The organism is Bradyrhizobium sp. (genome assembly GCF_016213215.1).
In the GTDB taxonomy this organism is placed as follows: domain Bacteria; phylum Pseudomonadota; class Alphaproteobacteria; order Rhizobiales; family Xanthobacteraceae; genus Bradyrhizobium.
Genome location: NZ_JACRAW010000114.1, coordinates 18308 through 33065 on the forward strand (window position 1 = coordinate 18308; position 14758 = coordinate 33065).

A 14758-nucleotide genomic window follows, 5' to 3' on the forward strand; every position below is an offset into this window, starting at 1 on the left:
CGCGACCGCCTTCTGGCCATCGCGTTCAGAGCATGCGTGTGGCTGACTTCAGCCATTGACAACACTGTTGTCGTCCCGTATTAAAATATACGGTTTAGTTTATATGTCCGAGGAGATAGAGATGTCAACTATTGTGTCATTCCTTCCGGAAGGACCGGTCGCAGGGCTTGCAGCAGCGGGTCTTAACCTGCTCGTGGCGCTTGGACTCATCGCGGTAAGCCTCGCGTTGGGCGTTGCGATTTCCTTGCTCATCGGCTTGCCCGCCGTCGTTACCGAGCCGCGGCGCGCGATCCGCGCGCGAATTAACGCGAGGATGCCTGAATGACGGCGGCTCTCCTTCTGGCACGACATTTCATCATCTATTCGGTCAACCTCTCGCTCACTCCGGTTGAATTTGCGTACGACATGATCGAGGCAGAGCTCCAGCGTAGAGGGGTCAATCCATGAATTAGCGAAGCGTGATGATGCGGTCCGTCCAACGCCGGCCAATCCTTTTAAGCTTTCGCAGATCGTCAGCCACGAACTCGCTCGCGGAAAGAAGCGCAATGTACAAGAAACAATTGCTTGCAATCTTACTGACCTTGTCAGCCCCGTTTTCATCTGCAAGCGCCCGGGCCGACCTGACAGGCACCACGACCGCTGCCCAGGAGCAACGCGGATCGCCACAGGACGACGAGGATTTGAATCGGAGCCTGCTGACACGATTCCGGGCTGCAAAGCTGTCGCTTTCTGCGGCAATCGAAATTGCCGAGCATTTGCACCCGGGTTCGAGAACCGCATCCATCAGCTTCGAGCCGGCCGCTTCACCCGGCTATCGGGTACTGACGGTGAAGCACGCTGAGACCTGGGAGAACATCATTGATGCCAACACCGGAAGCATCGTCCGCCCGGAGACGACCTTATCCCTGAGTGAGCTTGACGACGAGGATCGGAGCAAGATCGTAGCCTTTAGATCGGTCAGGCAGGAGCTGTCGGACGCTGTGCGCGTTGCGGAAAAGGCCGCATCGGGGAAAGCTTTAGGCGGGGGCCTGGTGCGGGAGGACGGCAAGTTGAATTTTGTGGTCGTCGTCGCGAGCGGCGACAGCTTGAAGGAGGTCATGCTCGAGCCCCCCAAAGCGGGTCGCCGGGGATCAGATAACTACCGGCTGAGCCAGCCCCAATTCACGCATTGAGCATGTACTGCTCCAATCAGCCAACTATCTTTTGGACTCGCAAGAGAAATGCGCGGCGCCTCCGCCGCGGCGCGCCGCATCTTTGGCTGCCGTGGCAACTTCATCAAGCAGCATCGCTACGACAGCCTCTTCGATCGTCTGCCTCGAAGGAAAGAAGCGATCGTTTGCAGGGGACATCGAGGCGCCGCGAGCTATGTCAGCGACAGTGGTCTTCTCGTAACCGGTTTCGCGGTACAGCCGAATCGCCGTGTCCAAGAGGCGGTCGCGGTGCCCCGACGTTCTTGCCTGCTGTCTGACTCGTTTCGCCACCGGTCTCGACCTCTTGCTGCGGAGCCGCTCGTCGATCGATCGAACGATTCGGTAAACGGCGCGCATGAATGCTTCATTCGCTGCTTCGGGCGCAGGAGCGGCGCGATTTGTTGTCAAGAACTCCCCGCTGTTCTGTGATAATCTCCGGAATGGCCACAACACCAACTTCTGGCCGCATCAGGAGGAGATTATTGTGGAGCTCGATCGTGTTGACCACGACGGAGAGCTATGCCCGTCGATCGCTCGATTCGGCGGCCTGCTAACGCCGTCGCGGCCCTCGCCGGCTCCAATCCAGCGCTCCGGTGTGGCGAGCAGCGCCAGCGTGTGGCGGGCGATCATCAGTTCCTCGTCGGTCGGGATGACGTACAACTCGACGCGGCTGCCGGGACTGGAGATCGCGGGCCCGTGCGCATTGGCCTGCGGATCGAGCTCGGCGCCGAGCCAGGCCAGATGTCTGACGATGCGCGCACGCATCGCCGGCGAGTTCTCGCCGATTCCGGCCGTGAACACGAAGCCCTCGATGCCGCCGAGAGCCGCTGCGAGCCGGCCGGCCTCGAGTCCGACGCGATAGGCAAAATAATCGAGCGCGAAACCGGCGCGTGGATCAGCGCTGTTCTCGAGCACTCGCACGTCGTTGGAGATGCCCGACAGCGCCTTGAGTCCGCTTTCGTAATAAAGAAGCTTTTCTATTTCTGCGCCGCTCATGCCCTTCTGGCCGAGGAGATAGAGGACGACGCCCGCATCGATCTGGCCGGGGCGGGTGCCCATCGGCAGGCCGTCGAGCGCCGTGAAGCCCATGCTACTTTCCACGCTGCGTCCGGCCGCAAGCGCGCACATGGAGGCGCCGCTGCCGAGGTGGGCGACGACGACGCGTCCACCAGCTATCCGCGGCGCGACCTCCGGCAACCGGCTCGCGACGAATTCGTACGACAGCCCGTGAAAGCCGTAACGCTGCACCCCTTCCGCGTGGTAGCGCTCGGGGATCGCGTAGCGATCCACGATTGCCGAGTGGCCACGGTGAAAGGCCGTATCGAAGCAGGCGACCTGCGGAGTGTCCGGAAAAAGGGAACGGATGACCCGGATCGGTGCGAGATTATTCGGTTGGTGCAGTGGTGCGAGCGGCGTGTACTGCTCAAGCTGCGTTAGCACCGAATCATCGACCAGAATGGGACGATCGAACGCCGGGCCCCCGTGCACGACACGGTGCCCGACCGCCGCCGGCCGGACGTTGTGCGCCTCGCGCAGCCACGCGCCCGCGCGCTGCATGGCGGCCGGAAGGTCCGCTACTTCGTCCGCCGCGAAGGTGCGATCGATCGCGCTTTTCTGGTCGGAGCCTTGGGCGCGCAGCTGCGGCCGCGTGCCGATACCGTCCATCTGGCCCTTGACCAGCCGGTTGAGTGCGCCGCCCGCGACGCCATAGACCTGAAACTTCAGGCTCGACGAGCCGGCATTGACGATGAGGATCGTGTCCATGGCGGATTACGCGGCCGGTAGTGTCGCCGTGCGTCGGCGCGCGTCGGCATAAAGCACCGCAACGGCGCACGATGCCATGCGGGTGCGCACCGAATCGGCGCGCGAGGTAAGAACGATCGGCACGCGGGCGCCGAGCACGATGCCGGCAGCGCCCGCTTTGGCCAGAAAAGTGAGGTTCTTCGCCAGCATATTGCCCGCCTCGAGATCAGGGACGACCAGGATCTGCGCGCGGCCTGCGACCTCGGATTTGATTCCCTTGATCATCGCCGCTTCCGGATCGATCGCATTGTCGAAGGCTAGCGGCCCGTCGAGCACGCCGCCGGTGATCTGGCCGCGGTCTGCCATCTTGCACAGCGCGGCGGCCTCGATGGTCGACGGGATCTTCGAGGTCACGGTCTCGACCGCCGAGAGAATCGCAACCCGCGGCGTGCCGAGTCCGATCTGCGTCCACAGGTCGATCGCGTTCTGGATGATGTCGCGCTTGGCGTCGAGGTCGGGGAAGATGTTGATCGCCGCATCGGTGATGAACAGGGTTTCCGGATAGGTCGGCACATCCATGATGAACACATGGCTGATGCGCCGCGCTGTGCGCAGGCCTGTCGTCGACGAGGCGACCGCGTGCATCAGTTCGTCGGTGTGCAGGCTGCCCTTCATCAACAGTTCGCCTCGGCCCTGGCGGATGAGCTCGACGCCTTTGGCGGCAGCGACGGCGCTGTCCGGCACGTCGACGATCTCGTACCGCCGAATGTCGAGCTTGTGCCGCGCCGCGACCGTCGCGATGCTCGCGGCGGGCCCGACCAGGACCGGATTAATGATGCCGAGCTCCGCCGCCTCGGTCGCGCCGCGCAGCGAACTCTCGTCGCATGGGTGGACGACGACCGTCTTTGCCGCCGGCACGTTCCGGGCTAGAGCGATCAGCTGGTCGTATTTGGTCTGAAGCGGAACGGACGAGGCCTCGCGCAGAGCAATCGTCATGGAAAACTCCTGTTGATCCTGAGGGGGCTGGGTCTACGATGCCGTCGAGAGCTCGGCATTCGCGACCATCGGCAATGCTCGGACGTTCTCGTCGAGCGCGCGCTCAGGGTCGACGCCGAACCAGGGGGCCGCGTTGCGCAGCCGGCCCGCGGCTTCGCCGACGACCCCGCCGTTCGCGCCCAGCACCTTGCACAGCAGCGCGAACGCCGTGCGGCGCGTTCCCGCGCTCTTCGGCAGCAGCGCCGGAATGGCGGCGAGCGCCGCCGCCCGGTCGATCAGCAGCATGAAAAACTGCTCGCGCACCAATGCCTTGAATTCAGCGAGGCTCATGGTCGCCAGTTCCGGCGGGAGCGTATCCCCATCGAGGCCGGCAGTTCGGATGCGGCGAATGGCCTCGAATCCACGCTCGTCGATGCCGTCGGCCCCGCCGCGCGGCATGCCGACATAGATCAGGGCGCGCACCAACCCTTCGCGCAGGCCTCCTTGGGGAATCTTCGCCTTGAGCTCGGCCATGCGGGCGTTGACCACCTGCTGGTGCAGCGGGCTCGTTCCGGCCTGACGCGGGCGGTGGGAGTCCGCAGGATCGATGCCGACTGAGGCCTGCAGCAGCGGCGAGCCGTACACCATCATGAAGGCCGATTCGGCAATCGCATCACGCACGTCGCGCCAGGCATCAAGGCCGGCGATGATCTGGCGGGAGGCGAGCTCCTGCATCGCGACGAAAGGGTTGTCGGGGCCCGCCGGCGCGCGGTTCTCGCGCACCTGCTCCGCCAACGTGCTGACCGGCTCGATCAGCGGATTGGCGTTGGAAAACAGCTCGTAAGGAATCCGCAGCGGGTGCAACTCGCGCGCCGCCTCCCCCACACCCGGCAGAAGCGTGGCCCGCACGACCGGCTGCAGGAACGTGCGATAGAGCGCGAGGTTGATCTCCGAAACTCGCGCCGCCGTGGCGAACCGGCGCTCGTCGGCCGCGTCGTTCGCGCCGAGCGCGCGGATATCGTCGAGCGTGCGCTCGTAGCAGCGCATGACCCACTGGCCGCTGACGAGATCGGAGTCCGCTGTCGCAGCGGTCTTCGGTTCGAACACGGCCTCGTACAGGCCGGGGGGCAGACAGTCGATCAGGTCGATGTTGCTGGCGAACTCCTCGTACTGCTTACGGGCGACGCCTCCGGAAACGAAGATGCCGAGATGCCCGATGTCGTCGTGCAGCGTATAGACGATCGTCTGGCCGTAGCTGCGGATTTCGTCGACGTTCCTGTAGAGGTCGAGGATCCAGCCGAGCGCCTGCTGGGGCGGCGTGATGTTGTCGCCCTTGGAGCAGAACACGACGATCGGCCGATCGATGTTGCGCAGGTCGATCGCTGTGCCGTCGGAGAGCTTGATCTCGCCCGCGGCCAGGTGATTGCCGACGAACAGCTCGTCGACGATGAACTGGATCTCCTCGGCATTGAGGTTGACGTGTCCGCCCCAATAGCGCTCGAACCCGAGATAGCGCTGCGCCTCCGTGTCGATCTTGGAGTAGAGGTTATACTGCTTGGTCCACAGGGTGTTGGCCGGATTGAGGTTTTCGAAGTTCTGTACTAGCCAGGCCCCGTCGAACTTGCCGTGGCCGAGATCGGAGGTGAGCGCGGCGAGCCAGGTGCCGCCGAGCAGGCCGCCGGAGTAGCGCATCGGATTCTTTCCGTGCACGCCGGCCCAGTACGACATCGGCGACCCGGCGATGATGATCGGGCCGAACAGATCGGGGCGCATGGCGGCAAGAATCATGACGGCCCAGCCAGCTTGGCAGTTGCCGATGACGCACGGCTTGCCGTCGGCCTGCGGGTGCAGCGCGATGACATGCTCGAGAAAGACCGCCTCGGCCCGCGCGATGTCCTCGATCGTCTGGCCGGGCACCGGTTCGGGCAGAAAGCCGATAAAGTAGCAGGGATGGCCTGCCTTGAGCGCGACGCCGATCTCGCTGTCCGCCTTGAAGCCGCCGATGCCGGGCCCGTGCCCGGCACGCGGATCGATGACGACGAACGGGCGGCGGGTCGGATCGACCGTTACGCCCTTCGGCGGGATGATGCGTACGAGCCCGTAGTTGACCGGCCGCTCAAGCCCGGAGCCATCCAGCACCGGCTCGAAGGCGAAGTCGAGCACGTGCGGAACGGTCTCGGTCAGATGCGCGCGGTATTGATTGCCGCGCTGGCGCATCACGTCCCAATACAGGATGCTGCGCTGCGCCGCGTCCACCATATATTCGGTGGCGAGCGCAAGCGGGCCGAGGCTCGCTGCATTCGGAGAAGAGGTGATCGTGTTCGAGGGCATGAGAGTTGCTCTTTCTGCATTGCCGCGCGTCAGGCGCGTAGGATGGTCGTCAGGCCCAGCACAGTGTGACGCCGATGTCTCCCGGCATTCCGTCCGGGAATTCGATGATCTGCACCTTCAGCCGGTATCCGCGTGGACGCAGATATTTTTCCCAGAACGCGTAGAGCTCCCGAGCCTGCCCGGTCAGCGTTTTCTCCCAACCGGGCTCAGATTGATTGATGGCCCGGCCACGGTCGGTGCAAAGCTCATTGGGAAAACGGAAGACGACGGCTTCGGTCTGGCCGTTGCGCACGCCGCGATTGATGATCGCGACGGCGCGCCTGAGATGCTCCTCGTCGGAAACGCCCATTGGTTTCGATAGTCCTTCGAGCAGCACCCTCTTCTTCGCCTCTTCGGCCGCAGCCCGCCGCGTCGCCTCGGCCGCCTTGTCGGCCTCAGCCAATGCCAGCTTTTTCTGCAGATCCTTGGTGGTGGGCAGCACGTCATCGATGATGGTCATTATTCGCTCCATTCGGCAGCGATTGAACGCCCAGCCGGAATCCTGTCATTCTGGTCGACATGTGATCTCCTGTTTTGCCATCACAGTCGGAATTCGCCGCGCTTCCCGTGCTCAACGCCGAGATCGAACAGCGCCTTCATGTACTCGGGATCGAACAGGCCACGCTCCTGTCGGTCGAACGCCTGATCGACCATCGCGACCTTCATCGCAATGCCGTCCCGCCGCGCCGCCTGCGCGACCAGGAAGAGCTCGGCACGTGCGCCGAGCTTCAAGGCCAGAGAGAACGAACGGCCTAGGATGTGGGTGAGGCGCTGTTCGGTCCGCGCGAATTCGCTCGTGAGCTTGCCGTTGACGATCACGTAGAGTTCGGACGCCGGCAGCCGGCGGCCATTTGTCGAGAGAAGGATGGACTCGGGCGCGATATACATCGGCCCGTTCACGCCGCCGTCGACGTGCATCTCCTGAAATCGGCGACCGTTCGATTCCGCCTCGATGAGGACCGGCGGGAGGGCGCCCGGGACGCTGGACGAGGCCAGCACGATCTTGCGAAACAATGCGAGGGCGGCATCGCCGCCGGTCGCCGCGATCGCGCCCATATCCCAGGCCACGGCGCGGCCGGCGTCGAGATTGGTCGTGAGTACGAAGAGCCGGCGGCCGCGCCGGTGCTCGGCAGCGATATCGCTGATGAGCTCTCCCGTGACGTGGCGCTCGATCATCTGTGCGAGCGGCCAGCTGTCGGCGAAACTTTCCGGCATGACGCGAAGCTCGAAAATGTCCACAGCGCTGACGGTGGTGTAGGCCTGCCGCAGCAGCGCGTCGTACTTCGGCCCGGCAAACGCGTAGACCGCAATGATTGCGCCACTGCTCACGCCGGTTACGACCGAGAAATCCGGACGCTCGCCCGATGCACTCCAGCCGTTGAGAAACCCCGCGCCGTAGGCGCCGTCTTCGGCCCCGGTGGACAGCACGAGCCAGGGCCCCGGCTGCGGGGGCACCGCGCGCGCGTAATCCTCCTCAGAACTCGCCCAGAACCGGACGCCCGGAAAGCCGGGAATCTGCGCGCTCTGCTGCTCCTCGCTTGAAAAATCCGGCCGCGGCGGCAGCTCCGGGCCGGCGGCTTTCGCGGATGCAGCCGGCGTGCTGTTGCGCGACGATGCCGTCTCGATCGCGCGTGGGCGCTTTGCGGCAATCGCAGGCGAGCTTGCCAACAATCCCGCCAGAACGGCGACGAACTTTCGCCTTGAGGTCCCGCGTCTGCGAGCGGATCGCGCTTGCGGATCGTTTGTCGTATCGCCCATCACCCATCATCTCTATTCGTTGCATGCCAATATTCGGCCGGCGCAGGTCCGGGAGTGTCACGCAGACCCGCGAGGCAGAAGTCCGTTAGTTCGTTCGGTGTCACTTCGACGGCGGCTGAACTGCCGTTTCCTGGGGGGTGCCTTACCCGCGGCGCTCGGCCGTCCAATGGCCCGAGCAGGGCCCGAGCTTGCCGGAAGCCCGCCACACGCCCTGTCCCGACGCGCGCAACAGGCGCCCGGTGCCCTCGGCTTTCTGATCTCCCATCGACCCGCCGACCCGGACGGCCCCGTTCGCGCTCACGCGTCCGTAGGCGGTTCCGTCGTAGGTCACGGCACTGTTCACGACATCGACCCCGACCCGATAGGAATCGCAGGCGCCGCGTTCGGTCTGGGTCACGATGCTCCACGGGCCGTCGAACGCCGGTCGGCGCGTCGATGTCGTCTGCTGGCGCGTGCCGGCATCCGCGACGGAAGTCGCTGCTAACACACCGACGAGGACGCCGACCGCGGTCAGCGGCCTGATGGCGGAGTGCTCGAGCAGCAACCGGACACCGCGCAGCGGTGCTGATGGCGCTCGCCGAGTCGATGCGGAAGTGGTGCGTGCCTTCATCTGTCTCTCCATTGGGTGGCGCCGCAGCGGCGGCTTTACGGCTCACGACGATCATTAGAAAACGGTACGTAACCGTTTACATATCATGCGAGGCAGGTGATTGCAACAGGTTCGTGCGCGTTCTGCCGGGCAGGTCCGTGCTGCGGCCTAGGTGGTTGCAATCTGATGGGTATTTCGCACTTGCTGGGCCCAGATCTCACGATCAATCACAATGCGCAGGCATGCCCATTACGCGTCCCCGGCATGCGCCGGGTCAGCGGTCTCTTGCACCAACGTCAACTCGCGCGAAGGCCACATGGCCCCTTTCCAGCAAGTGCGGCCACGGCCCCGGCCGGCGCATCATCGCTTGCCGCGGCGGCTCTGCACATCGGGGGCGGCGCGGCGGGCGCCGTTGAGAAACAGGTCGACCGCGGCCTTGAGCCGCTCGTCAATCTCCTTAGCGGTCATCTTGAGCCCGAACGCGCCATAGCGGAGGCCGACGTCGACCGTCAGGCTCATGAACTGCTCCGCCGCCTGTCCGAGGTCGTCGACGCGAAGTTCGTCGCGGTGGTTATGCAGCACACTGGCGATGGTCTGCAGGGCAGGCCGCCGGCGCGTTTCGTTGATCCAGCGTCCGAATTCGGGTCGGCGCCGGGCCTCAAACGTCACGACGCGGTAGACCGCCTGGAATTCCGGCCGCACGACGCCGGACATCATGTCGCGCCCGATCGCCATCAGGGTGAAGGCGAGGTCGCCCGGCTCATACTGGATCCGCTCAACCGGTACCAGGAGCTTGTCGAGCAGATCGTACAGCACGGTGTTGAACAGCGCCGACTTGTCGGCATGGCGAGCATAGAGTGTGCGTTTGGATATTCTGGCCTTTTCGGCGATGGCGTCCATCGAAGTGCCGTCGAACCCTTGCTCCAGGAACAGCTGGGCCGCGGCGGCGAGGATGTTCTCGTTGAGCTTCTCGAGATCTTGCGTCCTCGGACGTCCGCCCCGTCCCGCCTTGGCGGTCCGGCGATGGCTGCTCGTCTTGGCTTCCGGCATCCCTTGTCTCCAGCATCTGAACGTCGTACTTAATACGATACAGTACCGTTTATGCAAGAGAATAGGTCATGTATCTTATGAGGACGGGCCGAGGTGCGATTGTCCAGCATTTTCGCAACCTGCTTACCGGCCTACGCGTTTGTTCGAGGCGACGCGAGCGGGCCGGCAAGCGCGCGGCCGCGAGCGGCGCCGCCGCGGGCCGGAGGGATTCAACGGGCTATGCATGTCGGAAGCACAGGCCAAGATGAGCAGGATCAAGCCGATCAATCGGCGTCGGAACGGCAATGGACACGGCGGCCGGCCGCGAGCCGACGATGTCAGGAAGTTGAACGGAAACATCCTTGCGGCAGCAGGGGAGCTTTTCCTGGAGCATGGGTTCGACGCGGCATCGATGGATGCCATAGCGGCGCGCGCCAGGATCTCGAAGCGCACGCTCTATTCACGCTTCGCGGACAAGTCGAGCCTGTTCAACACGGTCATCTACGACCTGCTCGGCCGTATTCTCGTCCCGATCGAGACTATCCACGACAGCGACGGCGAGCTCGAGGCGGTCCTGCTCACCCTTGCGCGAGACCTGGTCGTCAATGCGCTCAAGCCGGAACTTCTGGCCGTGCACCGGGTGATCACCTTCGAGACACAGCGCCGCCCTGAGTTCGGGCAGTGGATCAATGACACGCGCAGAAAGCCGGCGATCCACCTCATCGCCGGCATCCTCGAACGCCACCGCGACAAGCTTCGCGTCGCTGATTTCGACGAGGCGGCCGAGCAGTTCGCGAACCTTACGTTCGACAGCTGCTTGCGGCTGGGGAGCGTCGGCTCGACGTTCACCCCGCGCGAGATCACCGATCGCGCTCGCGCCGCAGCGGACCTGTTTCTGGCAGGCGTCCGCCGGTCCGCGACGGGAGGGCGCAGCGCCCTGCAAGCCCTCCCCTGCAATTCCGCTGCTGAGGAATGATGTCGATCCGATCCGCGCGTTGCCATCGACAACGCGCAAACGAATAGCCGGGGAATTCGCAGGGCACGCGCCAGTCGCTGCCGTCAGCGCGGGCGGGTGTCGGCAACGAGATCTGCAAAGTTGCCGGAGGAGCAGAATTGGTCGCTGTTGAGTCTCGTCCTGACCACGTTTATTCGCGGGAGTTCCAGACGCGTGTCCACCGATCGGCGCTAGCCCAACGCGTTGCCGACCTACGGTCGAGAGACTCGATTTCAGGCTCGCTGTGCTCAACGTCGACGGACGCGAAGCGCTGCATGCGCGGGCACTGCTGCCGACGAAGTGAATTGAGTTGCCTGAAGGCTTGCTGAAATTCGTTCGTAGTGGATGCGGGAGTATTCACAAGGCGTGTTGGTTGAGCCGTATGTCGCCGGACCCGTTCTATCGCCACACCCAGCGTTTCCCAAAAACAAAAATCCGTCCCGGTCGTTAGACCGGGACGGTGAGCGAGTTATAATGAAAGTGGTTGCGGGGATAGGATTTGAACCTATGACCTTCAGGTTATGAGCCTGACGAGCTACCGGGCTGCTCCACCCCGCGTTAAGTCGTTGCACGCCTTACAGAAAACCGGTGGCAGCAGATCCGACCAGCGCATGCTGCGCGGCGGTCGAACCGTCCCGAAGGCTTCCTTGGAAGGCAACCCGGGGCAGCGCCCGTCGGGTGCGAGGGCTATGTATCAACCGCAGGCGGCTTTGGAAAGAGCTCGCGGACCTTTTTTCCGACTTTATGACAGCCATATCCGGGAGAAAGCCGGCCCCATTGCCCCCTTGCCTTAAGTTCCGGCCAGGGCCAGCCTTGCGCCCAACAGACCAGAGAGGAATTGCCATGGACCAGCCCTTGAAGAGCGCGCCGCTGCGCGCGCTGGAAGATGCCTTCCACGCCATGGTCGAGAAATCGCGCACCTCACCGCCGCCCGACCTTGCCGAACGGCAGGACCGCCTGCGGCGGCTTAGGGCCGTCGTGGCCGAGAACGAGGAGCGCTTCAGGCAGGCGATCTCGGCCGATTTCGGCCACCGCTGCGCGATCGAGACCACCGTGGCCGAGATCCTGATGGTGTTCACCGAGATCCGGCACGCGACAAAACACCTGAAGAAATGGATGGCCCCGCAGCGGGTCGCGACCGGGCTGCAATTCCTGCCCGCCAGAAACCGGCTGATCCCGCAGCCGCTCGGGGTAGTCGGCATCATCTCGCCCTGGAATTATCCGCTGCAGCTGACGCTGGCGCCCGCTGTCGGCGCAATAGCTGCCGGCAACCGCGTCATGATCAAACCGAGCGAACTGGTGCCGCGCTTCTCCGCGCTGTTGCAGGAGCTGATCGCGCAGCGGTTCGACGCCACCGAAATCCTGGTCACCGGGATCGAGGAGGAGATCGCCAGGGCCTTTGCCGCCCTGCCCTTCGACCACCTCGTGTTCACCGGCTCGACCCGCGTCGGCCGGATGGTGGCCGAGGCTGCCGGCCGCAACCTCACCCCCGTCACGCTCGAGCTCGGCGGCAAGTCGCCCTGCATCATCGATCGCTCCGCCGATCTCGACCAGGCGGCCGAACGGATCGCCTACGGCAAGTTGCTCAATGCGGGCCAGACCTGCATCGCGCCGGACTACGTGCTGGTGCCGGAAAGCTCCGTGCAGGCGTTTGCCGAAAAACTGCGGGCGTGTCTGCGGCGCATGGTCGGCACCGATCCCAACAACAAGGACTACACCTCGATCATCTCCGGCCGTCACTATGCCCGCCTCGAGGAGCTTGCAGCCGATGCGGCCGCCAAGGGCGCGCGCATCCTGCAGCCGGCCGTCCCTGACGATCCGAACTGGAAAGCCAGGCGCAAATTCCCGCCCACCGTGGTGATCGGCGCCACAGCCGAGATGAAGATCATGCAGGAGGAAATCTTCGGCCCTCTCCTGCCGGTCATCGGCTACAAGGACCCCAGCGAAACGATCGACTACATCAACCGGCACGACCGCCCGCTGGCGCTCTACTGGTTCGGCAGGGACAAGGCCGCGCGCGACGAGGTGCTGGCGCGCACCGTGTCGGGCGGCGTCACCGTGAACGACTGCCTGTTCCACTTTGCGCAGATCAACCAGCCGATGGGCGGGGTCGGCGCGAGCGGAAGCGGCGCCTATCACGGCGAATGGGGCTTCAATACGTTCAGCAAGCTCAAGCCGGTATTCTATCGATCGCCGCTCAACATGCTCGCCGATCTCTATCCGCCCTATGGCAGCAAGATCGCGCGGCTGGAGAAGCTCATGCGATTTATGTCGTAGGATTTCAAGGCGTCATTGCGAGCGAAGCGAAGCAATCCAGAAATTCATCCATAGAAAAAGTCTGGATTGCTTCGTCGCTTGCGCTCCTCGCAATGACAAGTAATCAAAAGCAGGGGGGAAACACAGGTGACCGATACGTTCGACTTCGTTGTGGTGGGCGCGGGCTCTGGCGGCTGCGCGCTGGCGGGACGGCTGTCCGAGGATGCGGCGACATCGGTGGCGCTGCTCGACGCCGGCGGCAACTGCGACAACTGGGTGGTGACCACGCCCGGCGCGCTGGTCTTGATGGTCGCCGGCGGCGCCAACAACTGGCGCTTCAACACCGTGCCGCAGAAGGGCTTGGGCGGCCGCATCGGCTATCAGCCGCGCGGCAAGGGTTTAGGCGGCTCCTCCGCCATCAATGCCATGGTCTATATCCGCGGCCACCGCGCCGACTACGACCATTGGGCCTCGCTCGGCAATACCGGCTGGGCCTATGCGGACGTGTTGCCCTATTTCAAGCGCTCCGAGGACAATGCCGATTTCGACGGCGCCTATCACGGCAAGGGCGGGCCGCTGCGCGTCAACCGCCTGCGCACCGACAACCCGGTGCAGGAGATCTTCCTCGACGCGGCGCGCGAGGCGCAATTTCGAATTCGCGAGGACTTCAATGCCGAGGAGCAGGAAGGCCTCGGCATCTACCAGGTGACGCAGCACAATGGCGAGCGCTGGAGCGCGGCGCGCGCCTACGTGCATCCGTATATCGGAAATCGAAGCAATCTGCGGGTCGAGACGGGCGCACATGCCACGCGCATCCTGTTCGAGGGCAAGCGCGCGGTCGGCGTCGAGTACCGGCAGGGCGACGCGTTGAAGCAGATCCGCGCCCGGCGTGAAGTGATCCTTGCGGCCGGCGCATTCCAGTCACCGCATCTGCTCATGCTGTCGGGCGTCGGCGACGGCGCCACGCTCACCAAGCACGGCATCGCGACCACCCATCACTTGCCGGGCGTGGGCCAGAATTTGCAGGATCACCCCGATTTCATCTTCACCTACCTGTCGGATGCGCCCTATTTCACCGGCATCTCCTTCAGCGGCATCGCGCACCAGATCCGCGCGATTGGCCAGTACCGGCGCGAGCGGCGCGGCCCGATGACCACCAACTTCGCCGAATGCGGCGGCTTCCTGAAGACGCGGCCCGACCTCGACCTGCCCGACATCCAGCTGCATTTCGGCATGGCCATGGTCAACGATCACGGCCGCAAGCGCGGCTGGGGCAGAGGCTTCTCCTGCCATGTCTGCCTGCTCCGTCCGGAGAGCCGGGGCAGCGTCTACCTGCAAAACGTCGATCCCATGCAGGCCCCGCTGATCGATCCGAATTTCCTCGGCGAGACGGCCGACATGGAGGCCATGGTCGCGGGCTTCAAGACGACCCGACGGCTGATGGAGGCCCCCGCTTTGCGCGCGCTGCAGCGGAAGGACGTGGTGACGTCAGAGGTGAAGACCGATGACGACATTCGCGCCATCCTGCGGGCGCGGGTCGATACCGTCTATCACCCGGTCGGCACCTGCAAGATGGGCGTCGACGACCCGCTGGCCGTGGTCGATCCGAAGCTGAAGGTTCACGGCTTAGAGGCCCTGCGCGTTGTCGACGCCTCGATCATGCCGACCCTGATCGGCGGCAACACCAACGCGCCGACCATCATGATCGGGGAGAAAGCCGCGGACATGATCAAGGCGGAGGTAACGGCATAGTCGGCCCGCCAGTCATCATCAGGGCTTCGGATCGGATCCGGAACAAGGTTCCGCCGCCCTGATAGGGCTGCAAAAACCTCATCCCAATAGGCCCGCCTGCAG

Annotated in this window: 12 protein-coding genes and 1 tRNA gene; 4 read left to right on the top strand and 9 right to left on the bottom strand. The window is 64.2% G+C overall.

Going from position 1 to position 14758, the window contains the following annotated elements:
* Positions 1-545: 545 nt before the first annotated feature.
* The gene (locus HY852_RS19830) at positions 546-1172 is read left to right on the top strand and encodes a PepSY domain-containing protein (protein ID WP_291606499.1); all 627 of its coding nucleotides are present in this window, start codon (positions 546-548) and stop codon (positions 1170-1172) included.
* Positions 1173-1196: 24 nt separating this feature from the next.
* On the opposite strand, the gene HY852_RS19835 is transcribed toward HY852_RS19830, so the two are convergent.
* The 8 genes from HY852_RS19835 to HY852_RS19870 form a co-directional block, all read right to left on the bottom strand.
* A complete protein-coding gene (locus tag HY852_RS19835; protein WP_291606500.1) occupies positions 1197-1547 on the bottom strand; it encodes a helix-turn-helix domain-containing protein in 351 nt (116 codons plus the stop codon).
* 111 nt (positions 1548-1658) lie between these two features.
* Complete coding sequence (locus tag HY852_RS19840) at positions 1659-2954, bottom strand: acetate/propionate family kinase (protein WP_291606501.1); 1296 nt, start codon at positions 2952-2954, stop codon at positions 1659-1661.
* Between the two features lie 6 nt (positions 2955-2960).
* A complete protein-coding gene (locus HY852_RS19845) occupies positions 2961-3917 on the bottom strand; it encodes a phosphate acetyltransferase (protein ID WP_291606528.1) in 957 nt (318 codons plus the stop codon).
* 45 nt (positions 3918-3962) lie between these two features.
* Entirely contained in the window at positions 3963-6239 is a 2277-nt protein-coding gene (locus HY852_RS19850; protein WP_291606502.1) for a DUF3141 domain-containing protein, read from the bottom strand.
* Between the two features lie 49 nt (positions 6240-6288).
* On the bottom strand, positions 6289-6738 hold the full coding sequence (locus tag HY852_RS19855; protein ID WP_291606503.1) for a hypothetical protein: 450 nt from the start codon (positions 6736-6738) through the stop codon (positions 6289-6291).
* Positions 6739-6818: 80 nt separating this feature from the next.
* The gene (locus HY852_RS19860; protein ID WP_291606504.1) at positions 6819-7946 is read right to left on the bottom strand and encodes a patatin-like phospholipase family protein; all 1128 of its coding nucleotides are present in this window, start codon (positions 7944-7946) and stop codon (positions 6819-6821) included.
* A 232-nt stretch (positions 7947-8178) separates the two neighbouring features.
* Positions 8179-8646 carry a hypothetical protein gene (locus tag HY852_RS19865; RefSeq protein WP_291606505.1) on the bottom strand — a complete coding sequence of 156 codons (468 nt, stop codon included), beginning with the start codon at positions 8644-8646 and terminating at the stop codon, positions 8179-8181.
* A gap of 339 nt (positions 8647-8985) precedes the next feature.
* The gene (locus tag HY852_RS19870; RefSeq protein ID WP_291606506.1) at positions 8986-9675 is read right to left on the bottom strand and encodes a TetR/AcrR family transcriptional regulator; all 690 of its coding nucleotides are present in this window, start codon (positions 9673-9675) and stop codon (positions 8986-8988) included.
* Between the two features lie 223 nt (positions 9676-9898).
* Between HY852_RS19870 and HY852_RS19875 the strand changes: the two genes are divergently transcribed.
* Positions 9899-10630 (top strand): TetR/AcrR family transcriptional regulator, encoded by a 732-nt coding sequence (locus HY852_RS19875; protein ID WP_291606507.1) that lies wholly within the window; start codon positions 9899-9901, stop codon positions 10628-10630.
* A 499-nt stretch (positions 10631-11129) separates the two neighbouring features.
* Here the strand turns inward: HY852_RS19875 and HY852_RS19880 are convergent.
* A tRNA-Met gene (locus HY852_RS19880) sits at positions 11130-11206 on the bottom strand.
* 285 nt (positions 11207-11491) lie between these two features.
* Between HY852_RS19880 and HY852_RS19885 the strand changes: the two genes are divergently transcribed.
* Positions 11492-12925, top strand: a complete 1434-nt coding sequence (locus HY852_RS19885; protein ID WP_291606508.1) for a coniferyl aldehyde dehydrogenase — start codon at positions 11492-11494, stop codon at positions 12923-12925.
* 126 nt (positions 12926-13051) lie between these two features.
* Positions 13052-14656 (top strand): GMC family oxidoreductase, encoded by a 1605-nt coding sequence (locus tag HY852_RS19890; protein WP_291606509.1) that lies wholly within the window; start codon positions 13052-13054, stop codon positions 14654-14656.
* Positions 14657-14758: the final 102 nt, after the last annotated feature.

Coding starts and splice junctions, on each gene's coding strand:
- HY852_RS19840 (WP_291606501.1), bottom strand. CDS start 2,954: ATGGACACGATCCTCATCGTCAATGCCGGCTCGTCGAGCCTGAAGTTT.
- HY852_RS19865 (WP_291606505.1), bottom strand. CDS start 8,646: ATGAAGGCACGCACCACTTCCGCATCGACTCGGCGAGCGCCATCAGCA.
- HY852_RS19830 (WP_291606499.1), top strand. CDS start 546: ATGTACAAGAAACAATTGCTTGCAATCTTACTGACCTTGTCAGCCCCG.
- HY852_RS19885 (WP_291606508.1), top strand. CDS start 11,492: ATGGACCAGCCCTTGAAGAGCGCGCCGCTGCGCGCGCTGGAAGATGCC.
- HY852_RS19870 (WP_291606506.1), bottom strand. CDS start 9,675: ATGCCGGAAGCCAAGACGAGCAGCCATCGCCGGACCGCCAAGGCGGGA.
- HY852_RS19850 (WP_291606502.1), bottom strand. CDS start 6,239: ATGCCCTCGAACACGATCACCTCTTCTCCGAATGCAGCGAGCCTCGGC.
- HY852_RS19855 (WP_291606503.1), bottom strand. CDS start 6,738: ATGACCATCATCGATGACGTGCTGCCCACCACCAAGGATCTGCAGAAA.
- HY852_RS19835 (WP_291606500.1), bottom strand. CDS start 1,547: ATGCGCGCCGTTTACCGAATCGTTCGATCGATCGACGAGCGGCTCCGC.
- HY852_RS19875 (WP_291606507.1), top strand. CDS start 9,899: ATGTCGGAAGCACAGGCCAAGATGAGCAGGATCAAGCCGATCAATCGG.